A 23,953-nucleotide genomic window follows, 5' to 3' on the forward strand; every position below is an offset into this window, starting at 1 on the left:
AAGACTTGGGTAACGGCACGGCCGCGGCATCACCGCGGCCCGCGCGCTGACCCGACCGGAACAGCAAATCGCGCAGGCAGAGATGGGGCTTCACTGATGGCAGAGTCGACGGCAGGATCCGAGACGGATGCGGACGGCATGACACCCGTCAAACCCGTCGAGGCTGAACTGCTCGTAGTGACCGGAATGTCGGGAGCCGGCCGGAGCACCGCCTCGGACGCCCTTGAGGACCATGGCTGGTACGTCGTGGAAAACCTGCCGCCGCAGATGCTCGGCACGCTCGCCGAACTCGTGTCCCGGACACCACACTCGATGTCCAAGCTCGCCGTCGTGATGGACGTCCGGAGTAAGGAACTGTTCGTCGACATGCGCGCGGCGCTCCGCGCGCTGGAGGCCACCGGCGTGAGCTTCCGCGTGCTGTTCCTCGACGCCAACGACGACGTCCTGGTGCGCCGCTTCGAGCAGGGCCGCCGGCCCCACCCGCTTCAGGGCGGCGGCCGGATCCTCGACGGCATCGCCGCCGAACGTGAACTTGTCCGTGAATTGAGGGACACCGCCGACATCGTCCTGGACACCTCCTCCCTCAACGTCCACGGTCTCGCCACCGCCATCACTGAACTCTTCAGCGAGACCGGTCCGGTGGCCCTGCGGCTGAACGTCATGAGCTTTGGCTTCAAGTACGGGCTGCCGGTGGACGCGAACTTCGTGGCCGATGCCCGCTTCATCCCCAACCCGCACTGGGTGCCGCAGCTGCGCCCGCACACCGGGCTCGACAAGGACGTCAGCGATTACGTGCTGGAGGCCCAGGGCGTCAGCGACTTCGTGGAGCGCTACGTCCTGGCCCTCGAACCGGTCCTGGACGGGTACCGGCGGGAGAACAAGCACTACGCCACGATCGCCGTGGGCTGCACCGGCGGCAAGCACCGCTCAGTGGCGGTCGCCGTCGAGCTCTCACGGAGGCTGGCGCAATATCCGCGCGTCACCGTGACCACGACGCACCGGGATCTGGGCCGCGAGTAATGGCGCTGCTGACCGGCCCGCTGCCCCTTGTCCCGCCCGCCAGCGCAGCGTTCGCGAGCCAGCAGGACAAAGGGCCCTCCGTCGTCGCGCTCGGCGGCGGCCACGGCCTCTCCGCCTCGCTGTCGGCCCTGCGCCTGCTGACCTCCGAGCTCACCGCGATCGTCACGGTCGCGGACGACGGCGGATCCTCGGGCCGGCTCCGCGAAGAGTACGGCGTCCTGCCGCCGGGCGATCTCCGTATGGCCTTGTCCGCGCTGTGCGACGACACCGACTGGGGCCGCACGTGGCGCGACGTGATGCAGCACCGCTTCGCCCCCGGCAAGGGCCGCGGCGGCTCCCTCGATGAGCACGCGATGGGCAACCTCCTGATCGTCACGCTCTGGGAGCTCCTGGGCGACACCGTCGCGGGCCTCAAGTGGGCCGGCGCCCTGCTCGGCGCGCGCGGTGAAGTCCTGCCGATGTCCAGCGTCCCGCTGACCATCGAGGGCCAGGTCCGGGTCACCGCCCCGGACGGCGGGACGGCGCTGCAGACCCTCACCGGCCAGGCCAAGTGCGCGGTGGCAGGGTCCCTGGAGCACGTCCGGCTGCTGCCCGAGAACGCTCCGGCCTGCACGGAGGCACTGACGGCGATCGAGCTGGCCGACTGGGTAATCCTCGGACCGGGCTCCTGGTACACATCCGTGCTGCCGCACCTGTTGCTGCCTGAAATGCGCGAGGCCCTCGCCAGCACGGCCGCCCGCCGCTGCCTGACCATGAACCTGGCCACGGACACCAAGGAGACCGCCGGCATGACCGCCGCCGACCACCTCCGGGTGCTGCGCGAGTACGCCCCGGAGTTCACGATCGACGTCATCCTGGCCGACCCGGCGTCGGTGCAGAACCTGCCCGACTTCGAGGCGGCGGCAGGAATGCTCGGTGCCGAGGTGGTCTTGGGTAAAGTGGGGGCGTCTGGTCGCCGTCCGGTCCATGATCCGTTGCGGCTGGCGACGGCGTATCACGATATTTTCGGGAATAGTTAGGAAAGGTGCCATGGCACTGACAGCATCAGTCAAGGAAGAACTTTCCCGTCTGGATATTAAGAAGTCCTCGGTCCGCAAGGCCGAGGTATCGGCCATGCTCCGCTTCGCCGGCGGGCTGCACATTATCTCGGGCCGGATTGTGATCGAGGCCGAAGTCGACCTCGCATCGACCGCCCGGCGGCTGCGCGCCGCCATAGCCGAGGTATACGGCCACCAGAGCGAGATCATCGTCGTCTCGGGCGGCGGCCTGCGCCGCGGCAGCCGCTACGTGGTGCGCGTGGTGCGCGACGGTGAGGCCCTCGCCCGCCAGACCGGACTCCTCGACGCGCGGGGGCGGCCCGTGCGCGGCCTTCCGTCGGTAGTGGTGAACGGCTCCGCCGCGGACGCCGAGGCCGTCTGGCGCGGCGCCTTCCTGGCGCACGGCTCGCTCACCGAGCCCGGCCGCTCCTCGGCCATGGAAGTCACCTGCCCCGGCCCCGAATCGGCCCTGGCCCTCGTCGGCGCCGCCCGCCGCCTCGGCATCCAGGCCAAGGCCCGCGAGGTCAGGGGAGTGGACCGCGTGGTTATCCGCGACGGCGACACAATCGCCGCGCTGCTGACCCGCATGGGCGCCCACGACGCGCTCATGGTCTGGGAGGAACGCCGCATGCGCAAGGAAGTCCGCGCCACGGCCAACCGGCTCGCCAACTTCGATGACGCTAACCTGCGCCGCTCGGCGCAGGCCGCCGTCGCCGCCGGAGCCCGGGTGGACCGCGCCCTGGAAATCCTGGGCGACGACGTCCCGGACCACCTGAAGTACGCCGGCGAGCTCCGGGTCGCGCACAAGCAGGCCAGCCTGGACGAGCTGGGCCGCCTGGCGGACCCCGTCATGACCAAGGACGCGATCGCCGGCCGGATCCGCCGGCTCCTGGCCATGGCGGACAAACGGGCCCAGGACCTCGGCATCCCGGGCACGGAGGCCAATGTGACGCCGGAAATGCTCGACGACTAGCCCGCCCCTAGAATCAACAGCAGGATCCACTCGCCCCCGCCAGGATGGAAATGCCGCGGGAATGAAAATGCCCCGCAAATGAAATATCCGGGAGCCGCGGCTGGTTGTCGCCGTTGGATCCCACCGCAATCTTCCGGATGCCCAGCATCCGGATGCACAATCCGAGAGTTACCGAACCGGACAACCCGTCCACGACATTGGAGGATTTTGTGACCGAGTACGTACTGCCCCAGCTCGACTATGACTACGCAGCGCTGGAACCGCACATCTCCGCGAAAATCATGGAGCTGCACCACAGCAAGCACCACGCCGCCTATGTGGCCGGCGCCAACAACGCCCTGGCCCAGCTGGCCGAGGCGCGCGAAAAGGGCGACTTCGCCAACATCAACCGCCTCTCCAAGGACCTCGCGTTCCACACCGGCGGCCACATCAACCACTCCGTCTTCTGGAAAAACCTCTCCCCGGACGGTGGCGACAAGCCCGAGGGCGAGCTCGCGGCGGCCATCGACGACGCCTTCGGCTCGTTCGACGCGTTCCGTGCCCAGTTCAGCGCCGCGGCGCTGGGCCTGCAGGGCTCCGGCTGGGGCTTCCTGGCCTACGAGCCCATCGGCGGCAACCTGGTCATCGAGCAGCTCTACGACCAGCAGGGCAACGTCGCACTCGGCACCACCCCGCTGCTGATGCTGGACATGTGGGAGCACGCCTTCTACCTGGACTACGTCAACGTCAAGGCCGACTACGTCAAGGCCTTCTGGAACATCGTCAACTGGGCCGACGTCGCCAAGCGCTTCGACGCCGCCCGAAAGAACGCGACGGGTCTCATCACCCTCTAGGCGGTCCCTTTACCCTGCAGAGGGTGACGGAATCGAATTCCGTTTGTAACAAACCTCACATTACGGGCCCTTCGGCCCGAAATGTGGACGGACTGCCCCTGCACTTGCGGGGGCAGTCCCGGTTAAACGTAAGATGGATCACGGAAGGCGGTTAGCCTTCAGCAATGTGGCTGGTCGCCCTCCGATCTGGTAATTATCTCTGCCCAATGGCGTGCGGGATCTGTTAGTTGGCTTGAACGCCTTCTCAACTAGTCGTGCTCGCAGGAGCACCAAGGAGACTGAAAACGTGACGACCCGTATTGGCATCAACGGCTTTGGCCGTATCGGCCGCAACTACTTCCGCGCCGCCCTCGCACAGGGCGCAGACCTTGAGATCGTTGCGGTCAACGACCTCACCAGCCCGGAAGCCCTCGCTCACCTCCTCAAGTACGACTCCGTGGGCGGCCGCCTGGCCGAAACCATTGAAGTCAAGGACGGCAACATCGTCGTCGACGGCAACATCATCAAGGTCCTTGCCGAGCGCGATCCCGCCAAGCTGCCCTGGGGCGAGCTCGGCGTCGACATCGTCATCGAGTCCACCGGCTTCTTCACGAAGGCCGCCGATGCGCAGAAGCACATCGACGCCGGTGCCAAGAAGGTCCTGATCTCCGCCCCCGCGTCGGATGAGGACATCACGATCGTGATGGGCGTCAACGACGGCCTGTACGACAGCGCCACGCACCACATCATCTCCAACGCCTCCTGCACCACCAACTGCCTCGGCCCGCTGGCCAAGGTCATCAACGAAGCGTTCGGCATCGAGCGTGGCCTGATGACCACCATCCACGCCTACACCGCCGACCAGAACCTGCAGGACGGCCCGCACAAGGACCTCCGCCGCGCCCGCGCCGCCGCCATCAACATGGTGCCCACCTCCACTGGTGCCGCCAAGGCCATCGGCCTGGTCCTGCCCGAGCTCAAGGGCAAGCTCGACGGCTACGCCATCCGCGTGCCCGTCCCCACCGGCTCCGCCACGGACCTGACCGTTACGGTCTCGCGCGAGACCACCGTCGCTGAAGTCAACGCCGCCCTCAAGGCAGCATCGGAGACCGACGAGCTCAGGGGCCTGCTGACCTACACCGACGAGCCGATCGTCTCCTCCGACATCGTCGGCGACCCGGCATCGTCCATCTTCGATTCCGGCCTGACCAAGGTGATCGGCGACCAGGTCAAGGTTGTGTCCTGGTATGACAACGAGTGGGGCTACTCAAACCGCCTCGTGGACCTCACGGAGCTTGTCGCGTCCAAGCTGGGCTAGGGTAAGACTCATGACATTCCACACCCTCAACGAACTGATCGCTGATGGTGTCCGCGGGCGGTACGTTCTGGTCAGAAGTGACCTGAACGTGCCGCTCGACGGCTCTACAGTGACTGACGACGGCCGCATCAAGGCCTCCCTGCCAGTGCTGGCGAAGCTCACGGACGCCGGTGCCCGCGTGCTGGTCACAGCACACMTGGGCCGCCCCAAGGGCGCCCCGGAGGAGAAGTACTCACTCAAGCCCGCCGCCGCACGGCTGGCCGAGCTTGCCGGGTTCAAGGTCTCACTCGCCGGCGACACCGTCGGCGGGTCGGCCAAGGAGCTCTCCGCCGCGCTCCAGGACGGCGAAGTGCTGGTCCTGGAAAACGTGCGCTTCGACGCGCGGGAGACCTCCAAGGACGACGCCGAACGCGGCGCCTTCGCGGACGAGCTCGTCGCCCTCACCGGTGACAACGGCGCCTTCGTCGATGACGCCTTCGGTGCCGTGCACCGCAAGCACGCCAGCGTGTACGACGTCGCCACGCGGCTGCCGTCCTACCAGGGCGACCTCGTCCGCACGGAGGTCGAGGTGCTGCGCAAGCTCACCACGGACACCCAGCGGCCCTACGTCGTTGTCCTCGGCGGCTCCAAGGTCTCCGACAAGCTCGCTGTCATCGACAACCTCCTGGGCAAGGCGGACACGATCCTGGTGGGCGGCGGCATGCTGTTCACCTTCCTCGCCGCCGCGGGCCACAAGGTCGCGGGCAGCCTGCTCGAAGAGGACCAGATCCCGGTCGTCCAGGACTACCTGAAGCGGGCCGCTGACGCCGGTACCGAGTTCGTCGTGCCCACCGATGTTGTGGTGGCGGCAAAGTTCGCCGCCGACGCCGAGCACGAGACCGTCGCCGCCGACGCCATCGAGTCGGGCAGTTTCGGAGCCCAGGGCATCGGGCTGGACATCGGGCCGGTATCGGCAGCCGCTTTCGCGGAACGGATCAAGGGCGCCAAGACGGTGTTCTGGAACGGGCCCATGGGCGTGTTCGAATTCGCGGCCTTCGCCGGCGGTACCCGGGCCATCGCCCAGGCGCTGACCGAGACGGACGCGTTCACGGTGGTTGGCGGCGGCGACTCCGCCGCAGCGGTCCGGACACTCGGCTTCGCCGATGACCAGTTCGGCCACATTTCCACCGGCGGCGGCGCAAGCCTGGAGTACCTTGAAGGCAAGGAACTCCCCGGCCTGAGCGTCCTCGACCGCTAGTAGCACTGACCGTTAGAAGCACCGGCGGCTGCCAGTCAACATGACAGCGCCGGCCGCCAGGCCATCGGGCCGGCAGGGTGCCCTCCGCAGGGAACCGGGCACCCTGCCGGCTGCTCTCACACAACAAGCACTCTTGGAGATCACGTGACCACGTCAACCAACGGTAAATTCGACCGCAAGCCCTTCATCGCCGGAAACTGGAAGATGAACATGGACCACGTCCAGGGCATCACCCTCCTGCAGAAGCTGGCGTGGACCCTGTCCGACGCCAAGCACGACTACAGCCGGGTGGAGGTCGCCGTCTTCCCGCCGTTCACGGATCTCCGCGGCGTTCAGACCCTGGTCCAGGGCGACGAGCTCGCCGTCGTCTATGGCGGCCAGGACCTCTCCCAGTTCGACTCCGGCGCCTACACCGGCGATATCTCCGGCCAGTTCCTCGCCAAKCTCGCCTGCAGCTACGTCCTGGTCGGCCACAGCGAACGCCGCACCATCCACAACGAGTCCGACACCGTCCTGAACGCCAAGACCAAAGCCGCCTTCCGGCACGGCATCACCCCCGTCCTCTGCGTCGGTGAAGGCCTGGAGATCCGGCAGGCCGGCACTCACGTGGACCACACGCTCGCCCAGCTGCGCGCCGGCGTCGAAGACCTCACCCCGGAGCAGGCCGCCGAGCTCGTCGTCGCCTACGAGCCCGTGTGGGCCATCGGCACCGGCGAGGTCGCGGGCCCGGAGGACGCGCAGGAAATGTGCGCAGCCATCCGTGCCGAACTGTCCACCCTCTTCGGAGCCGACGTCGCCGCCAAGACCCGCCTGCTCTACGGCGGCTCGGTCAAGGCCAACAACGCTGCCTCGATTCTGAAGGAGCGCGACGTGGACGGCTTGCTGGTCGGCGGTGCCAGCCTGGACGCTGCCGAGTTTGCTAATATTGTCAGGTTCGAGAGTCACCTGTTGACGGATTAGTCCGGACACAGCCTGACCCCCGCAATCCAATCCTTCTGAAAGGCCGTCGTGGACGTTCTTCATGTCATTCTGCAGGTCCTCCTGGGCATCACCAGTCTCCTGCTGACGTTGCTCATCCTGCTCCATAAGGGACGCGGAGGCGGCCTGTCCGACATGTTCGGCGGCGGCATGAGCTCGGGCCTGAGCTCCTCCGGGGTCGCTGAACGGAACCTCAACCGGTTCACGGTCATCCTGGGAATCACGTGGGGCGTCGTGATCATCGCCCTCGGCCTGATGATGCGGTTCAGCACGGGCGCCGATTCCTAGGACGTCCGTCCGAAAACTTCATATGGGGTCCTTATGGCCCTCCCGGCATCGGGAACTCACGAACTACACTGTGGCTGTCGTTTGCACTTCCACCAGCTACGTAGCCAGGAGTTCCCGATGCTGCATTCTGCTTCCGGATTCAAGGGAATCCGTGTGGGCGCCACCGAGGGAGCATCTCCCCGCCATGAACCACTGAACGGGGCCGGCGTACGCCAGCCCCGTATTCGTGTCGCCTTCCTGTGCGCCAAGGGCCATGAAACCTCGCTCGTGTTCGCGCAACTGCCGGAGGAACAGATCCCCGGAGTTTGGGACTGCCGGCGATGCGGCGGGACCGCAACCCGCGACGGATCAAAGTTTGGCCTGGAGGAAGCGCCGACAGAGGGCTTCAAGACACACCTGGAATACGTTAAAGAGCGGCGCTCCAGCCAGGACGCCGAAGACGTGCTGGCCGGAGCGCTGGAACGGCTACGCTCAGGACGGACCCTTCCGGACGAGCTGCTCCGGGACCCGTGAGGCAGCGTCCTCGTCAATCAGCCACAACGTTTCCCGCCGGCCGCGCGGCCCAGCCGCGGGAACCTGCACGGGATTGGCGCCGGCCAGGGCCAGCCCCACGGCGCCGGCCTTGTCATCACCGGCCACCACCATCCACACCTCGGACGCCGTATTGATCGCCGGGAGCGTCAGTGACACCCGTGCCGGCGGCGGCTTGGGGGAGTTGTGGACCCCCACGACAGTCACTTCCTTCTCCCGGATGCCGGCTTGCTCCGGGAAGAGCGAGGCGACGTGCGCGTCCGGGCCGACGCCGAGGAGGACGATGTCCAGGCGCGGGAGCTGCGCCGGATGTTCGGGCCTGTCGTCTGACATGTCCGCGGCGTGCTCGGCGGCCGCCGCCTCCGCGAGGCGGCGCGCATAGTCCGCCGCGGCGTCATCCGGGCTGTCGAAGTCATCCGTGGACCCGGGCACGTGGACGCGCGCCGGATCAACACTGATATGGGACAGGAGGGCGTCCTGGGCCTGGCGGACGTTGCGCTCGGCGTCATCGGCCGCCACAAAGCGCTCGTCACCCCACCAGAAGTTCACCTTGGACCAGTCGACGGCCCGCGCCGCCGGTGATTCGGCCACGGCCTTGAGCGAGCCGATGCCCATCGTCCCCCCGGTAAGCACCACCGTGGCCTCGCCGTGCCGGTCCTGGATATCCACGAGCTTGGTAATCAGGCGGGCTGCGATCGCAGCCATCAGGACGGTCGAGTCAGGATGGATGCTTACTCTCGGGTCAGCGCTCACTGGGACGGACACTCCTTAGATTGGTACGCGGCAGTCCCATAGTAATCACTTCACCGAAGACTTCGTCCGGATCCAGGCGGCGGAGTTCTTCGGCCAGGCAGTCCTTGAGGCTGCGTCGGGGCAGTGAGATCCGCTGCGCGGGCTGGCCGGGCTGGGTCAGTTCCGCAATGGTGAGCCCGGGCCGGAAGAGCTGGATGTCGCCGCCGGGCCGGGTCAGACGGACGCGGCGGATGCCGGTTCCGGCCGGATCCGCCACTATCGTCACGGGAACGTCCAGGGCCAGGGTGAGCCAGGCCGCGAGGAGCACGGTACTGGGGGAGTCCGAGGCGCCCTCGACGGCGACGGCCGTCACCGGCGAGTCGTCCACCTGGTCCAGGACCGCGGCCAGCTGGATGCGCCAGTTGGTCAGGCGGGTCCAGGCGAGGTCCGTGTCGCCGGCCTTGTAGGTGCGGCGGATGTTTTCCAGCGCCGCGACGGGGTCCGTTTCGTTGGCGGAGTCGGTGATCCGGCGGTGCGCGATGCCCCCGATCGAGGTCTGGCACGCATTCCTGGGGGCGCCGTGCGGCCACCACGCCACGATCGGCGCGTCCGGGAGCAGCAGGGCCGCGACGAGGGATTCGCTTTCCTCGGCGAGTTCGCCGTAGCCGCGCAGCAGGATGACCTCGGAGGCCCCGGCGTCGCCGCCGACGCGGATCTGGGCGTCTAGCCGGGTCGGGGCCGAGGCCCCGGCGTCGGCGAGGACGATGATCCGGCACGGGTGTTCCCGGCTGGCCTCGTTGGCGGCCTCAATGGCCTCCTCTTCCAGCCCCGAACGGGTGACGACCACAAGGGTCAGCACCCGGCCCAGGGCGATCACGCCACCCTGCTCCCGTAGGGCCATGATCTTCTTGGAAATCTTGGAGGTGGTGGTGTCGGGAAGATCTACGATCATGGCCTTCTCCAGGTTCGTCCGTCGCGGGCAAGGAGTTCGTCGGCCGAGGCGGGGCCCCAGCTGCCGGGAGCGTAGGGCTGGGGCTGTTCGTCCAGGCCGGCCCAGTAGTTCTCGAAGGGGTCCAGGATCTTCCAGGACAGCTCTACTTCGGCGTGCCGGGGGAACAGCGGCGGTTCGCCCAGCAGCACGTCGAGGATGAGGCGTTCGTAGGCTTCGGGGCTGGACTCGGTGAAGGAGTGGCCGTAGCCGAAGTCCATGGTGACGTCGCGGACCTCCATCTGGGTGCCCGGGACCTTGGACCCGAACCGGATCGTGGCGCCCTCGTCGGGCTGGACCCGGATTACCACGGCGTTCTGGCCGAAGTCGTCCTCGCCGTGGTCGGTGAAGAGCAGGTTCGGTGCGCGCTTGAAGACGACGGCGATCTCCGTCACCCGGCGGCCCAGGCGCTTGCCGGCGCGCAGGTAGAACGGCGCTCCGGACCAGCGCCGGGTGTTGATGTCCACCCGGATCGCGGCGAACGTCTCGGTCTTCGAATCGGCCGGAATGCCATCTTCCTCCAGGTAGCCCAGGACTTCCTCGCCGCCCTGCCAGCCGCCGGTGAACTGCCCGCGGGCCGAGTGGGTGGAGAGGTCCTCGGGGAGCCGGACGGCGGCGAGGACCTTCTCCTTCTCGGCCCGCAGGTCATCGGCGTTGAACGAGATCGGCTCCTCCATGGCCGTCAGGGCCAGGAGTTGGAGCAGGTGGTTCTGGATCACGTCGCGGGCCGCGCCCACGCCGTCGTAGTAGCCTGCCCGGCCGCCGGTGCCGATGTCCTCGGCCATGGTGATCTGGACGTGGTCAACATAGTTGGCGTTCCAGAGCGGCTCGAAGAGCTGGTTGGCGAAGCGCAGTGCCAGGATGTTCTGCACCGTCTCCTTGCCCAGGTAGTGGTCGATCCGGAAGACTGCGTCCGGTGGGAACACCGATTCGACGATGTCGTTGAGCTGGCGGGCCGATTCGAGGTCGTGTCCGAACGGTTTTTCGATCACCACGCGGCGCCAGTTGTCGCCCGCGGCCTGGGCCAAGCCATGCTTGGAAAGCTGGCGGCAGACCTGCTCGAAGGCCTTCGGCGGGATCGAGAGGTAGAACGCGTGGTTGCCCCGCGTCCCGCGCTGCTCGTCGAGCTCATCGATCGTTTCGCTGAGCCGCTTGAACGCCTCGTCGTCGTCGAACTCGCCCTGCACGAAACGGATGCCCTCGGAGAGCTGCTTCCAGACCGTTTCATCGAACGGGGTGCGGGCGTAGGCCTTGACGGACTCTTTGACCTCTGCGGCGAAGTCCTCGTTCTCCCAGTGCCGGCGGGCAAAGCCCACCAGGGCGAAGCTAGGTGGCAGCAGCCCGCGGTTGGCGAGGTCATATACCGCGGGCATGAGCTTCTTGCGGGCGAGGTCCCCGGTCACGCCGAACAGGACCAGCGATGACGGCCCGGCAATACGGTTCAGACGGCGGTCACGCGGGTCCCGGAGCGGATTGCGCCCCCGGCCGGCCGTGGTCCTGCCGCCGTTGTAAGTTTCTGGCATGGTTGCGTGGGTGCCTTAGCTTTCAGTGGAGGATGCTGCCTGGCCGGCAAGGGACGTGACGAGCTCCTGGAGCTGCTTCACACCCGCAGCGCGGTCGGTCAGGTGCAGCCGGAGGACCGGGCGGCCGTGCTCGGACAGGACCTGGGCATCGCCCGCGGCCTGCGCCGAGATCAGCTCGCCGAACGTAAACGGCCGGTCCGGGATGGCCAGGTCGGCCGCGGAAGCGGCCGTGACCTGCAGGAAGACGCCGATCGCGGGTCCGCCCTTGTGGAATTGTCCGGTGGAGTGCAGGAACCGCGGGCCCCAGCCGAAGGTCACCGGGCGTCCGCTGACAGCGGCCAGTTCGTCCCGGACGCCTTCGAGGCTGGCGTAGGCGAGCCGGTCGAAATAGGCCTGGACGCTGAGGTAGTTGTCCGGGCCGAGTTCGGCGAGCAGGGCGCTGACGGCCTCCGCCGCGGTGGCGGCGCCGCCGAGCCATTCCCCGCCGCGGACCTCGATGGCGCCGTCGGTGAAGTTCGCCGGCGTCGGCTCGGGCTGTGCGTCCAGCAGGCCGCGGGCGGCGATCTTCGCCGCCTCGACGTCGGGCTGGTCGAACGGGTTGATGCCCAGCAGGCGGCCGGCCACGGCGGTGGCGAATTCCCACACCATCATCTGCGTGGCCAAGCCGCCGGCAGTGGCGACCTCGTTCTCGCCCAGCTGCACGTCTGCATCCGCCGCGACGAGCCGGATGACGAGGACATCGGGGGCGCCGAGGGTGGCTTCAGGGGAGGCCGGACCGGCCACGACAGGCAGCACGCCGGTGCCGAGCTTGCCGGTGGATTCGGCGATGAGCTGTTCGGCCCAGTCGGCGAAGCCCACGATCCCGGACCCGTCCTCCGCGATGACGATCTTGTTGCGCAGCGGGGTGGTGCCGCCCAGGGCGGTGCCGAGGGCGAGGCCGATGTTGTCCTCCGAGTCCTCGTTGAGGATCTCGGCAGCTTCCTCGGCCTCATCCAGGAAACCCTGGATGTCCACGCCGGCCAGCCCGCAGGGGACCAGCCCGAACGCGGTCAGGGCCGAGAAACGGCCGCCGACGTTGGGGTCGGCGTTGAAGACGGCGCGGTAGCCGGCTTCTCGTGAGGCCTTGTCCAGCGGCGAACCCGGGTCGGTGACGATGATGATGCGGCTCTTCGCGTCGATGCCGGCGTCGGTGAACGCCTGCTCGAAGATCCGACGCTGGGAATCGGTTTCCACGGTGGAGCCGGACTTGGACGAAACCACGATGGCGGTTTCGGCCAGCCGGTCCGCTACTGCGGCACTGACCTGTTCGGGGTCGGTGCTGTCCAGAACAGTCAGCTCGACGCCAGCGGTGCCCGCGATGACTTCAGGCGCCAGCGAGGAGCCGCCCATGCCGCAAAGGACGATCCGCCGTACGCCCTCGGCCTTCAGCGCGTCGCGGAGTTCCAGAATGTCGCCGACCAGCGGCTGGGAGACGGTGGCCGCCTCGACCCAGCCCAGCCGGACAGCGGATTCTTGCTCTGCGTCCGGACCCCACAGGGTGTGGTCCTTCGCGAAGATCCGGGTGGCAATGCGGTCTTCCAACAGTGCCGGGAGGTGCTGGTCATGTGCCTGGCGGGCTGCGCCGGTGGCGTCGTAGCTGAGTGTGCTCATGGTGGGTTAGGAAGCCTTCCGTGCAGAGGCCAGGGCGCCTTCGACGTCGCCCAGCAGTTCCTTCCAGCTGGCCACGAACTTATCCAGGCCTTCGGATTCGAGCAGAGCGACGACGTCGTTGTAGGAAATCCCCAGCGCGTCGAGGGAGTTCAGCGTGGCGTTGGCGTCGTCGTAGCCGCGGGTGACGGTGTCGCCCGTGACGGTGCCGTGGTCGAACGTGGCGTCGAGGGTCTTCTCCGGCATGGTGTTGACCACGCCCGGGGCGACGAGTTCCGTGACGTAGAGGGTATCCGGGTAGGCCGGGTCCTTTACGCCGGTGGAGGCCCAGAGCGGGCGCTGCGGCAGGGCGCCGGCCCCGGCCAGGAGGGCCCAGCGTTCGGTTGAGAACAGCTCTTCGTAGACCTGGTAGGCCAGGCGGGCGTTGGCCAGGCCGGCCTTGCCCTTGAGTGCCTTCGCTTCCTCGGTGCCGATCGCGTTGAGGCGCTTGTCGATTTCGGCATCGACGCGGGAGACGAAGAAGGATGCGACCGAGTGGATCTTGGACAGGTCGTGGCCGTTGTCCTTGGCCTGCTCGAGCCCGGACTGGAAGGCGTTGATCACGCCGCGGTAGCGTTCCAGCGAGAAGATCAGGGTCACGTTGACGCTGATGCCCTCGGCCAGGGTGGCCGTGATGGCCTCGAGGCCTTCGAGGGTTGCCGGGATCTTGATCAGGACGTTGTCCTTGTTGACCTTTTTGTACAGGTGCTTCGCTTCGGCGATGGTCCCGGCGGTGTCCCAGGCCAGGCGCGGGTCGACCTCGATGGAGACGCGGCCGTCGACACCCTTGGTGGCCGCGGCGACGGGGGCGAACAGGTCGCAGGCGTCGGCCACGTCGGTGGTGGTGATTTCGAAGACGGTCTCTTCAACGGTGGCGCCGGCGGCGGCCTGCCCGGCGATCACGGCGTCGTAGTCGTGGCCGGTGGTGATGGCGGCGTGGAAGATCGACGGGTTGGTGGTGACGCCAACGACGTTCTTCTCTTCGATGAGCTTGCGCAGGGTGCCTGTCTGCAGGCGGCCGCGGGAGAGGTCATCGAGCCAGATCGAGACGCCGGCGKCGGAGAGCTGCTGGGTGGGGGTAGTCATTTCATAACTCCTGGAAATCATGGGTTCCGGGGGCACAGCGTCCCCCGGAACCGTGGTGGTGGATCAGTTGGTAAGGCCGGCCAGGGATTCCTTGGCGGCGGCGGCGACTGCAACGGCGGTGATGCCGAATTCCTGGAAGAGGCGCTTGTAGTCCGCGGACGCGCCGAAGTGCTCGAGCGAGACGGAACGGCCGGCGTCGCCGACGAATTCCTTCCAGCCCAGGGCCAGTCCGGCTTCGACCGAGACGCGTGCCTTCACGGCCGGCGGCAGCACGGCGTCGCGGTAGGCGGCGTCCTGCTTGTTGAACCATTCCACGCAGGGCATCGACACCACACGGGTGGGGATGCCCTCGGCCTGCAGCGCCTCGCGGGCGTTGACAGCGAGCTGGACCTCGGAGCCGGTGCCGATCAGGATGACCTGGGCCTCGACGGTGTTGCCGTCCTTCGACGCCTCAGCCAGGACGTAGCCGCCCTTCTCGACTCCGGCGGTGGAGCCGAAGGTGTCGCCGTCGGCCACGCCGGTGCCGCGGGCATACGTGGGGATGTTCTGCCGGGTCAGGACGATCCCGGCGGGGTTTTCGTGGTTTTCCAGCATGGCCTTCCAGGCCGCGGCGACCTCGTTCGCGTCGCCGGGGCGGACGACGTCCAGGCCCGGGATAGCCCGCAGGGACGCGAGCTGCTCGACGGGCTGGTGCGTGGGGCCGTCCTCGCCCAGGCCGATCGAGTCGTGCGTCCAGACATACAGCGACGGGACGCCCATCAGGGCGCCGAGCCGGATCGCGGGGCGCTGGTAGTCGGAGAAGATCAGGAATGTGCCGGAGAACGCCCGGGTGCGCCCGTGCAGGGAGATGCCGTTCACGATCGACGCCGCGGCGTGCTCGCGGATGCCGAAGTGCAGGACCCGGCCGTAGGGGTTGCCCTTCCAAGCCGCGGTGGACCGGGACGTGGGGATGAACGACGGCGAGCCTTCGATCGTGGTGTTGTTCGACTCTGCGAGGTCGGCGGAGCCGCCCCAGAGTTCGGGCATGACCGGGCCGATCGCGTTCAGGACCTTCCCGGACGCGGCGCGGGTGGAGACGTCCTTGCCGGCTTCGAAGACGGGCAGGGCGGCCTCGAAGTCGCCCGGGAGCTTCTTCGCCTCGACGCGCTCCAGCAGGGCCGCGGCCTCGGGGTTGCCGGCCTGCCACGCCTCGAACGAGGCCTGCCAGTCGGTGCGGGCGGCCGCGCCGCGGTCCTGAACGGCCCGGGCGTGGGCCAGGACGTCTTCGTCGACCTGGAAGGCGCGTTCCGGGTCGAAGCCCAGGACCTTCTTCAGGGCAGCGACTTCCTCTGCACCCAGGGCCGAGCCGTGGATCTTGCCGGTGTTCTGCTTCTTCGGCGCCGGGTACCCGATGATGGTCCGCAGCGAGATGATGGAGGGCTTGCCGGTTTCGGCCTTCGCCGCGAGCAGCGCGGCGTGCAGCTCCTGCACGTCTTCGACGTATTCGCCGGTCCGGGTCCAGTCGACCCGCTGGGTGTGCCAGCCGTAGGCCTCGTAGCGGGCCAGGACGTCCTCTGTGAACGCCACATCGGTGTCGTCCTCGATCGAGATGTGGTTCTCGTCGTAGATCACCACAAGGTTGCCCAGTTCCTGGTGCCCGGCGAGTGAGGACGCCTCGGAGGTCACGCCTTCCTGCAGGTCGCCGTCGGAGGCGATCACCCAGATGGTGTGGTCGAACGGGCTCGTGCCGGCGGGGGCATCGGCATCGAACAGGCCGCGCATCCGGCGCTGCGAATACGCGAAGCCGACAGCGGACGCCAGGCCCTGGCCCAGCGGGCCCGTGGTGATCTCCACACCCTTGGTGTGCTTGTATTCCGGGTGGCCCGGGGTCAGCGAACCCCAGGTCCGCAGCGCCTCCAGGTCCTTCAGCTCCAGGCCGTAGCCGGAAAGGAACAGCTGGATGTAGAGCGTCAGGGACGTGTGCCCGGGGGACAGAACGAACCTGTCACGGCCCAGCCAGTCCGGGTTCGCCGGATCGTGGCGCATCAGCTTCTGGAACAACAAATACGCGGCCGGAGCCAGGCTCATCGCCGTCCCCGGGTGGCCGTTTCCGACCTTCTCCACCGCATCCGCGGCCAGCACCCGGACCGTGTCCACCGCGCGCTGGTCCAAGTCAGTCCATGACAGTTCTTGCTCTTCCAAATGTGGCACGAAAACCGGGCCCCTCTCTGTGCTGACGGCCGGCGGTACGCGTCGTTCCCGCCCCGGGCACAGTTCGGTGCCCGCTGCGGTTCGTACCAGCCGTTCACCATCGAAACGTTGATCTATCATTCAGACGCAGACGCAGAGCCGCGTGTTCCGGCAAGTGCCTGTATGCGCTGATCTAAAGACAGCCTAGTCCCATTCCACTTTGTGGTCAGCGTATATCTCACCAAATGGACCGGATTTCGCTTATATGAATCACCGCCCGACGCCGGGCCGGTGAGCCGGCGTTAATACGCCGGAATCATGGCTCGCCGTTCGGCGGCCCTCCTGCCCGGAGCTCCACGGTATGATGGGTGGTGGCCTTCGACTGGGGCAAAGACACGGGCTTGCGCCGGGCGCGGAGCCCGATCTGCAGCACAGCTCGTTGCGAAATCCACCCGGGGCTGCCCGGCCAGACAGAACTGCACAGCCAGACAGACCCACAGCCAGACAGAACAGAGTGACTGCCACCGTGAGCACAACGAATACGCCGCTGAACGCCTCCCCGGCCTCGGCAAAAATGGGCTTCGGCCGCAAAGCCAAGGCCTACCTGGCGCTCACGAAACCCCGCGTCATCGAGCTCCTGCTCGTCAGCACGCTGCCCACCATGATCTATGCCGAACGTGGCTTCCCGTCGATCGGCCTGATCCTGGCGACGCTTGTGGGCGGCGCGTTCGCGGCAGGCTCCGCGGGCGCCTTCAACTGTTACATTGACCGCGACATCGACAAGCTCATGCACCGCACGGAGAACCGGCCGCTGGTCACCGGTGAGGTCACGCCCCGCGAAGCCCTCATCTTCTCCTGGCTGCTGGGCGCGGCGGCGATCGCCATCCTCTGGTTCGGGGCCAACCCGCTCGCCGCGTGGCTCGGACTCGGCGCCATCGTCTTCTACGTGGTCATCTACACCATGATCCTCAAGCGACGCACGGCCCAGAACATTGTCTGGGGCGGCGCCGCCGGGTGCTTCCCGGTCCTGATTGCCTGGGCCGCCGTCACCAACACCGTCGAGTGGCCCGCCGTCGTGCTGTTCATGGTGATCTTCCTCTGGACCCCGCCGCACTACTGGCCGCTGTCGATGCGCTACGGCGAGGACTACCGCAACGCCAACGTGCCGATGCTGGGCGCAATCGCCGGCGCGAAGGTGGTCTCAGTGCAGGTGGTCCTCTACGCGTGGGCCATGGTGGCGTGTTCGTTGCTGATGATCCCGGCCGGCGGTGCCGGCTGGGTCTACACGGTGACCGCCGTCGGCGCCGGTGCCTGGTTCCTGTACGAGTCGCACGCCCTGTACAACCGTGCGCAGGCGGGCGACGTCTCCAACAAGGGAGCCATGAAGGTCTTCCACGGCTCCATCAGCTACCTGACGCTGCTCTTCATTGCCCTGGCCGTCGACCCGTTTGTCGGCTCGGCCATCATGGGCGGCTGAGGCCCGCCCATTCGGTCTCCTGACGCTCCCTCACCGGTGGTGGGGGAGCGTCAGCTGTATTAAGGGGAACGTCTTTTCGGACCCGGGGTATCCTTACGAACCAGCCAGGCAACACAACCCCAGGGGGCGCCCGTGATCAACCGCGGCGATGTACTTCAGGCACAGAGCCGAATCAGCGGCTACGTGCGGCGCACGCCTTTGCTCCGCGGGGGTACCGCTGCGGCTCCGCTCTGGTTCAAATGCGAGTTCCTGCAGCACACCGGCGTCTTCAAGGCCCGCGGCGCCTTCAACCGCCAGCTCGCCGCCCGGGAGCGCGGTGAACTTGATCCCGGCGTCGGCGTGGTGGCGGCGTCGGGCGGCAACGCGGGCTTGGCGAACGCCTACGCCGCGGCGGCCCTCGGTGTTCCGGCGACAGTGTTCGTCCCGGAGAACGCCCCGCGGGTGAAGGTCGAGCGACTCCTCGCGTACAACGCCACGGTCCGGCAGGTCGGCGCCGAGTATGCGGAGGCTTTCGCGGCCGCAATGCATTACGTGGAGGAAAGCGGCGCCCTGTTCTGCCACGCGTACGACCAGCTCGAAATCGCGGCGGGCGCAGGCACCCTCGCCGAGGAGATTCTCCAGGACGAGCCCGGCATCGACACGATCGTCGTCGCCGTCGGCGGCGGCGGACTGTATGCCGGAGTGGCGGCAGCGGCCGAGGGCCGGGCACGCGTCGTCGCGGTTGAACCCTTCAACATCCCCACGCTGCACGCGGCCCTCGACGCCGGCCACCCGGTCGATGTGGCCGTTTCCGGAGTCGCCGTGGATTCCCTGGGTGCCCGGCGGGTGGGTGAGATCGCCTTCGACATCGCCGCGCGCGTCCCTCCGACCTCGGTACTGGTGGACGATGCATCCATCGTTGCCGCCCGTTCACAGTTGTGGAGCGATTACCGGATCCCCGCCGAATACGGCGCGGCGGCGGCGTTTGCTGCGCTCACGTCAGGGGCGTACACACCCGCCGAAGGGGAGCGGGTGGCGGTGATCGTCTGCGGGGCGAACACCGATGCGTCCACGCTGGAGAACCGGCCCGACGCCGGCACCGCGGGGGCGCTGGGTACCGACTGAACAGTACCGCCTAAAATGCCTGCGCACGTGCCTAGTCCGCGGAGGTCTCCCCGCCCGGCCCGTGCGTGGTGTGCCGGGGAGCGTTGCTGCCGGACCGTCCCCGGTCCGGCTCGTACCGGGCCGAATAGTGCTGGTCGAAGCGGGCGCGCGCGATCCGCCCGAGCCTTTCGACAGTGTGCCAGCTGATGACCGCAATGAGCAGGGTCACCACGATGGCCGACACGGCGACGAGCGGCGGCAGATCGGCCGTGGACCCCCCGTTGAGCCAGAGAATGACGACGTAGTTCCAGAGGTATGCGGCGTACGATACCGTGCCCAGCATCTGCACCGGGCGCGTCCACTTCGGCATCGCCGCGGTGCGGGAGGCGGCCAGTGCGACCAGGACGGCTGAGGCGGCCATGGCCAGCGGGCCGCCAATGAACATGAAGGCCGGCGTTTCGTTGGCCTTCGGGTAGAAGATCAGCGCGGCCAGGATGGCGACGGAACCGAGCAGGGCCGCACGCCTGAGCCAGAGGCCTGTGAACCAGCTGAACACATGGACCCTGTACAGCCGCAGGGCCGCACCGATAATCAGGCCCAGGCCCCACGTTGTCGGCAGCGCGTAGACCAGAGCGTGAAGTTGCGGGGCCAGAGTCACCATGGCCAGCACACTGGCCGACATGAGCAACAGTGCGACGGCGGCGGACCAGCCAACCAGACGTCCCTGGCGGTTGCGCCGCAGGGCGAGCACCAGCAGCGCGGGCCAGATCAGGTAGAACTGTTCCTCCACCGCCAGTGTCCAAAGTGGTCCGATCGCCATGCTGACGTCGAAAGGCAGCGGGAGGTCTTTGAGGTAGCCAAGGCCGGCGAGGACGGTGTACCCGACGATTCCCTTGGACCGGTCGCCGAGGACGTCGGTGGCCAGTTCGACGACCGCGTATACGCCCAGGAGGGAGATCAGTGCCGGCACCAGCCGGAAGGCCCGATGCGCATAGAAGCGGCCGTAGCGAATTTTCCGGTGCCGTTCGATGTCGCCGACCAGCACGTTGGTGATCAAATAGCCGCTCAACACGAAGAAGGCAATGACACCAACGATGCCGGCGCCTTGAAATATGCCCGGCCAGGAATGTCCCAGCAGGACGGCGCCAACGGCAGCACCGCGAAGAACGTCCAGGCCGTCCAGCCTTGGGCGCTTTGCAGTATGTTGGACCGTCTTTGCGGGCCTCTCGCTGACTAGTAACGCCACATATCCTCCGGTGCCTCTATCTGGCCGGTTCCGATTCCAGCTGCATCAAGGCAAAACCGAGCCGTCCTTCTGTCCATGGATGCGATTGCGGCGCCAGTCCTGCGCCATCAACAAGTATCCCCGCCTTGGCTGGACGAAGCCTGACGCTGGCCCCGGGCCGCCCGGCAATGGGCTGACCTACGAGGGGGCTACACGACCCAGTATTCCGAATGCCTTCCCGTTTGGACAAGTGACCGATCAGTAACCCGTCCTGGAATGTGGGGGAAATTTCGCGGCCGGTTCAGAGGTGGTGGGCCACGAATTCGAGTCCAATCACCAGGAGGCTCAATACAACTTCGGCGAGCATAATGGCGGCCTTGTGACGCAGAGGAATGTCGAGGCGCCGGATGGCGAGATAGCCGACCACCAGGAGCGTGACGACGAGCACGACGACCGCCCAGCTGAGTGCGGCCGCCGTCGACAAGATACCGAGGCCTGCCGCCAGGAGGAGGATCAGCGGCGTGACCAGGACGCTGAGGGCCCCGACACTGATAGCGACCATCTGACGCAGTTCTTCAGGGGTTGGGAGCGTCGAATGAACCGCCAGGTGGCTCAGGAGGTCGGCGACCAGGATTCCGAGCAGTGACCCGATCACCACGATGCTGAGGGTCGCCGCCGCGGCCGCGGGCGTCGTCTCGTCGGCGTGGCTGCGAAGCGCCAAGACCACAGCCAAGGTCGTGAAGATGATGTAGACGCGTTCTTTGAGGCTTGCCGCGCGATGGCGGGCGGAGGGTGAAAGGGGCGACGCCGGTTCGATCTCTTGCATTTGAGAAGGCCTTCCGGTCAGCGTCACGGGAGTGAAAGAAAAGAACCCACGGCCGCGACGATCCATATCCATGCCATCCCATAGTCCTCCCGGTGTTCCCGTCAAGGCCAGCCCGCCGCACATATGACAAACGCGGGGTCACTTATGGCCCGTCCGGACGTGCCGGATGGGCCATACGTGACCTCGCGTTTCTGTGTTGAGGGGAAGTGCTGGGGGCTGTTCGGGTCGGGGGGCTACTCCACCGGGCTGTACCGGGCGAGGTCCGCCGCGTTGGTCGCTGCGCTCATCAGCAGCGCCGCTGCCAGCATGTGCGCACCGACCAGCAGCGCCGGGATGCCGTTGTAATACTGCGTGAAGCCGATGGCGGCCTGCAGCACCGTGACGCCCAGGAGCATGAACACCGCGGAGCGGAACGGCCCCTGGATCCGCCCGCGGACCACCAGGACCAACGCGAACAGCGCGCCGGCGGTCACCAGGTAGGCGGGCACGGCGTGGATGTGGGCGAACAGGTCCCAGTCGAGGTCATTGCGTGGGGCGTTCGCGTCGCCTGCATGCGGGCCGGCGCCGGTTACCACCACGCCCAGGCAGACGGCGACGGCGGAGAGGACGGCGACGGCGGTCATCACCGGGCGCGCAGCCCCCGGCAGGGCGGGAAGCTGCACGGTCCGGGCCATGCCCGTGCGGCCGTAAGCCCGGTTCACCAACAGGGTAGCGAGGACCACGAGGGCCATGGAAACGAGGAAGTGCAGGCCCACGACCCACGGGTTCAGTCCGGTCAGCACCGTGATGCCGCCGATGACGGCCTGGGCCGGGATGCTGGCGAGCAGGCCGAGGGCGAGCAGGAAGAGGTCGCGGCGCTCCTTGCGGAGGTTCCACAGGTAGACCAGCATCATCACCGCGACGGCCGCCAGCGCGAACGTCAGGAGCCGGTTGCCGAATTCGATGATTCCGTGGATCCCCATTTCCGGGGTGGTCGCCAGGGATCCTTCCGTGCAGCGCGGCCATGTGGGGCAGCCAAGGCCCGAGGCCGTCAGGCGCACGGCGCCGCCGGTCACCACCAGGACGATCTGGCCGATGAGGGACAGCACAGCCAGGCGCCTGATTGTCTTGTCGACGCGGACTGGCAGCCGGGAGGTGATTCCGGAGACGATCCGGGGGGTTCGTGACGCCGTGCTCACAGTTTTCTCAATTCCATTTGAACCAACGGGTTGCTGCGCCGCCGGCGATGGCGGTCCAGAGCAGCAGGACAAGCACGGCGGCACCATTGACGCTGCCGTACAGGAAAGCATCCCTCAACGCCTGGCCCAGCGCGCCGGAGGGGAGGAAATGCACCACGGCCTGGGCCAGCGCCGGGAGCCGTTCGGCCGGGATCACGATGCCGCCCAGCGCGCCGAGCAGAATCCAGAGCAGGTTGGTGATGGCCAGAGTCGCCTCCGGCCGGACCGTCCCGGCGACCAGCAGCCCGAGTGCTGTGAAGGCGGCGGCACCCAGGACCAGGATGGCCAGGCCGGGCACCCAGCCCGCGGGGTTGGGCTGCCAGCCCAGCGTCAGGGCCACTGCCGTCACGATCAGCACCTGCAGGAACAGCACCGCCAGGACTGCCAGGACCTTCCCCGCAATCAGGCCGGTGCGGCCCAGGGGAGTGGTGGAAAGAAAGCGCAGGACACCGTAACGGCGGTCGAAGCCGGTGGAGATGCCCTGGCCCGTGAAGGCCGTGGACATGGCGCACAGGGCCAGGATGCCGGGAACGGCGACGTTGATACGGCTCGAACCGACTCCGTCCAGCAGCGGCGTCACGGTCAGCCCGACCATGGCCAGCAGCGGCAGCACGATCGCGAGGATCAGCTGCTCGCCGTTCCTGAGCATGGTGATGGTTTCGTACTGCCCCTGCAGCAGGATGCGGCGCAGCAGGGAGGCGGGGGCGCTGCCATGCGCGGCAGGGGGCGCGCCGGCCCGGCGTGCGCTCTCCAGCGGGGCGCCACCTGTTACGCGGGTCATCGGATCTCCCTTCCGGAGATGTCCAAAAAGACGTCCTCGAGGCTGCGCGCTTCAAGGCTCAGGGAGCTGGGCATGATCCCGCGCTGGGCCCACCACGCGGTGATTGCGGCGAGGTCGGCGGGGGTCAGGGCGCCGGTCACGGCATAACTGCCGGCCCGCGCCTCGGTGACGTCGACGCCGTCGGGCAGCACGCCGGTGAAGTCCAGTCCGGGTTCGGTCTCGAACAGCAGCGTGCGGATGTGCTGCGACGCGTCGCCGGCGGGCAGCTGGTGCCGCAGGAGCTGGGCGACAGTGCCCTCGGCGACGTTGCGGCCGGCGTCGATGATGTAGACGTAGTCCGCGAGGCGTTGGGCGTCGTCCATCAGGTGCGTTGTCAGGATGATGCCCATGCCGCTGTTCCGCAGTTCGGAGATCAGATCGAAGACCATCTGGCGGGACTGCGGATCCAGGCCGGCGCTGGGCTCGTCGAGGAATAGAACCTCCGGATTGCCGACCAGCGCCGCGGCCAGGGCGAGGCGCTGTTTCTGCCCGCCGGACAGGCGCCGCACGTTGGTGCGGCTGAAAGAGTCGATCCCCAGGCGTCCGATGAGCTCATCTACCGGCCACGGGTCCTGGTACATGCCGGCGATGTGCCGCAACAGGGGGATGGGCCGGGCCGACGGCGGCAGGCCGCCGTCCTGCAGCATCACCCCCACGCGGGCGCGGAGACCCGCACCGGCCGAATCCGGGTCCTGGCCCAGTAGGCTGATGGCGCCGGCGGTGCGTTTTTGCAGCCCCTGGGCGCATTCGATGGTGGTGGTCTTGCCGGCGCCGTTGGCACCGAGCAGGGCCGTGACCTGGCCGCGTTCGGCGATGAGGGAAAGGCCGCTGACCACGCGCAGCATCTTGCCGTCGAGGGTGGGCAGTGGACCAACATCCTTGACAAGCCCGTTGATGGTCAGAACGGGGGATTCGGGAGATCGCACC

General features: G+C 67.5%; 22 protein-coding genes. 11 read left to right on the plus strand and 11 right to left on the minus strand.

Going from position 1 to position 23,953, the window contains the following annotated elements; translation table 11 throughout:
* The first annotated feature begins 96 nt into the window (after positions 1 to 96).
* The 9 genes from rapZ to AC1DZQ_RS02825 all read left to right on the plus strand — a co-directional run bounded on the left by rapZ (position 97) and on the right by AC1DZQ_RS02825 (position 8,176).
* Positions 97 to 1,020 carry an RNase adapter RapZ gene (gene rapZ, locus AC1DZQ_RS02785; protein WP_476962061.1) on the plus strand — a complete coding sequence of 308 codons (924 nt, stop codon included), beginning with the start codon at positions 97 to 99 and terminating at the stop codon, positions 1,018 to 1,020.
* A complete protein-coding gene (locus AC1DZQ_RS02790) occupies positions 1,020 to 2,039 on the plus strand; it encodes a gluconeogenesis factor YvcK family protein (protein ID WP_476962062.1) in 1,020 nt (339 codons plus the stop codon). Before rapZ ends, AC1DZQ_RS02790 begins: the two co-directional genes overlap by 1 nt.
* 10 nt (positions 2,040 to 2,049) lie before the next feature.
* On the plus strand, positions 2,050 to 3,030 hold the full coding sequence (gene whiA, locus AC1DZQ_RS02795) for a DNA-binding protein WhiA (RefSeq protein WP_090577741.1): 981 nt from the start codon (positions 2,050 to 2,052) through the stop codon (positions 3,028 to 3,030).
* A gap of 209 nt (positions 3,031 to 3,239) precedes the next feature.
* A complete protein-coding gene (locus tag AC1DZQ_RS02800) occupies positions 3,240 to 3,863 on the plus strand; it encodes a superoxide dismutase (RefSeq protein WP_018772998.1) in 624 nt (207 codons plus the stop codon).
* 286 nt (positions 3,864 to 4,149) lie between these two features.
* On the plus strand, positions 4,150 to 5,160 hold the full coding sequence (gene gap / locus AC1DZQ_RS02805) for a type I glyceraldehyde-3-phosphate dehydrogenase (RefSeq protein WP_476883297.1): 1,011 nt from the start codon (positions 4,150 to 4,152) through the stop codon (positions 5,158 to 5,160).
* A gap of 10 nt (positions 5,161 to 5,170) precedes the next feature.
* Positions 5,171 to 6,397, plus strand: a complete 1,227-nt coding sequence (locus tag AC1DZQ_RS02810) for a phosphoglycerate kinase (protein ID WP_476962063.1) — start codon at positions 5,171 to 5,173, stop codon at positions 6,395 to 6,397.
* 144 nt (positions 6,398 to 6,541) lie between these two features.
* Positions 6,542 to 7,357 (plus strand): triose-phosphate isomerase, encoded by an 816-nt coding sequence (gene tpiA, locus AC1DZQ_RS02815; RefSeq protein ID WP_476962064.1) that lies wholly within the window; start codon positions 6,542 to 6,544, stop codon positions 7,355 to 7,357.
* Between the two features lie 48 nt (positions 7,358 to 7,405).
* Positions 7,406 to 7,663 (plus strand): preprotein translocase subunit SecG, encoded by a 258-nt coding sequence (secG, locus tag AC1DZQ_RS02820; RefSeq protein WP_476962065.1) that lies wholly within the window; start codon positions 7,406 to 7,408, stop codon positions 7,661 to 7,663.
* Positions 7,664 to 7,780: 117 nt separating this feature from the next.
* Positions 7,781 to 8,176: an RNA polymerase-binding protein RbpA gene (locus AC1DZQ_RS02825; RefSeq protein ID WP_476962066.1), complete on the plus strand. Its 396-nt coding sequence runs from the start codon at positions 7,781 to 7,783 to the stop codon at positions 8,174 to 8,176.
* Here the strand turns inward: AC1DZQ_RS02825 and pgl are convergent.
* The 6 genes from pgl to tkt form a co-directional block, all read right to left on the minus strand.
* Positions 8,135 to 8,947 carry a 6-phosphogluconolactonase gene (gene pgl, locus AC1DZQ_RS02830; RefSeq protein WP_476962067.1) on the minus strand — a complete coding sequence of 271 codons (813 nt, stop codon included), beginning with the start codon at positions 8,945 to 8,947 and terminating at the stop codon, positions 8,135 to 8,137. The genes AC1DZQ_RS02825 and pgl overlap by 42 nt on opposite strands.
* Positions 8,937 to 9,878, minus strand: coding sequence for a glucose-6-phosphate dehydrogenase assembly protein OpcA (locus AC1DZQ_RS02835; protein ID WP_277523710.1), 942 nt, complete (start codon positions 9,876 to 9,878; stop codon positions 8,937 to 8,939). Before AC1DZQ_RS02835 ends, pgl begins: the two co-directional genes overlap by 11 nt.
* Complete coding sequence (zwf, locus tag AC1DZQ_RS02840) at positions 9,875 to 11,437, minus strand: glucose-6-phosphate dehydrogenase (RefSeq protein WP_476962068.1); 1,563 nt, start codon at positions 11,435 to 11,437, stop codon at positions 9,875 to 9,877. The genes AC1DZQ_RS02835 and zwf overlap by 4 nt, the downstream gene beginning before the upstream one ends.
* 15 nt (positions 11,438 to 11,452) lie before the next feature.
* Positions 11,453 to 13,087, minus strand: a complete 1,635-nt coding sequence (locus tag AC1DZQ_RS02845; RefSeq protein WP_476962069.1) for a glucose-6-phosphate isomerase — start codon at positions 13,085 to 13,087, stop codon at positions 11,453 to 11,455.
* A 6-nt stretch (positions 13,088 to 13,093) separates the two neighbouring features.
* Entirely contained in the window at positions 13,094 to 14,209 is a 1,116-nt protein-coding gene (gene tal / locus AC1DZQ_RS02850) for a transaldolase (protein WP_476962070.1), read from the minus strand.
* Positions 14,210 to 14,272: 63 nt separating this feature from the next.
* Positions 14,273 to 16,390 carry a transketolase gene (gene tkt, locus AC1DZQ_RS02855; RefSeq protein ID WP_476962405.1) on the minus strand — a complete coding sequence of 706 codons (2,118 nt, stop codon included), beginning with the start codon at positions 16,388 to 16,390 and terminating at the stop codon, positions 14,273 to 14,275.
* A 502-nt stretch (positions 16,391 to 16,892) separates the two neighbouring features.
* On the opposite strand from tkt, the gene AC1DZQ_RS02860 reads away from it, so the two are divergent.
* Both AC1DZQ_RS02860 and AC1DZQ_RS02865 read left to right on the plus strand, forming a co-directional pair.
* The gene (locus tag AC1DZQ_RS02860; RefSeq protein ID WP_476962071.1) at positions 16,893 to 17,855 is read left to right on the plus strand and encodes a heme o synthase; all 963 of its coding nucleotides are present in this window, start codon (positions 16,893 to 16,895) and stop codon (positions 17,853 to 17,855) included.
* A gap of 132 nt (positions 17,856 to 17,987) precedes the next feature.
* Complete coding sequence (locus AC1DZQ_RS02865; protein WP_476962072.1) at positions 17,988 to 18,959, plus strand: threonine/serine dehydratase; 972 nt, start codon at positions 17,988 to 17,990, stop codon at positions 18,957 to 18,959.
* A 31-nt stretch (positions 18,960 to 18,990) separates the two neighbouring features.
* Here AC1DZQ_RS02865 and AC1DZQ_RS02870 read toward each other — a convergent pair whose 3' ends face one another.
* The 5 genes from AC1DZQ_RS02870 to AC1DZQ_RS02890 all read right to left on the minus strand — a co-directional run bounded on the left by AC1DZQ_RS02870 (position 18,991) and on the right by AC1DZQ_RS02890 (position 23,952).
* A complete protein-coding gene (locus AC1DZQ_RS02870; protein WP_476962073.1) occupies positions 18,991 to 20,184 on the minus strand; it encodes an acyltransferase family protein in 1,194 nt (397 codons plus the stop codon).
* 280 nt (positions 20,185 to 20,464) lie between these two features.
* Positions 20,465 to 20,989 carry a hypothetical protein gene (locus AC1DZQ_RS02875; RefSeq protein WP_090577765.1) on the minus strand — a complete coding sequence of 175 codons (525 nt, stop codon included), beginning with the start codon at positions 20,987 to 20,989 and terminating at the stop codon, positions 20,465 to 20,467.
* Positions 20,990 to 21,222: 233 nt separating this feature from the next.
* Positions 21,223 to 22,167 (minus strand): COX15/CtaA family protein, encoded by a 945-nt coding sequence (locus AC1DZQ_RS02880; protein ID WP_476962074.1) that lies wholly within the window; start codon positions 22,165 to 22,167, stop codon positions 21,223 to 21,225.
* A 7-nt stretch (positions 22,168 to 22,174) separates the two neighbouring features.
* Positions 22,175 to 22,987 carry an ABC transporter permease gene (locus AC1DZQ_RS02885; RefSeq protein WP_476962075.1) on the minus strand — a complete coding sequence of 271 codons (813 nt, stop codon included), beginning with the start codon at positions 22,985 to 22,987 and terminating at the stop codon, positions 22,175 to 22,177.
* Complete coding sequence (locus AC1DZQ_RS02890) at positions 22,984 to 23,952, minus strand: ABC transporter ATP-binding protein (RefSeq protein ID WP_476962076.1); 969 nt, start codon at positions 23,950 to 23,952, stop codon at positions 22,984 to 22,986. Before AC1DZQ_RS02890 ends, AC1DZQ_RS02885 begins: the two co-directional genes overlap by 4 nt.
* Between the last annotated feature and the right edge of the window lies 1 nt (position 23,953).

The organism is Arthrobacter sp. P1_C12_2 (assembly GCF_056406415.1).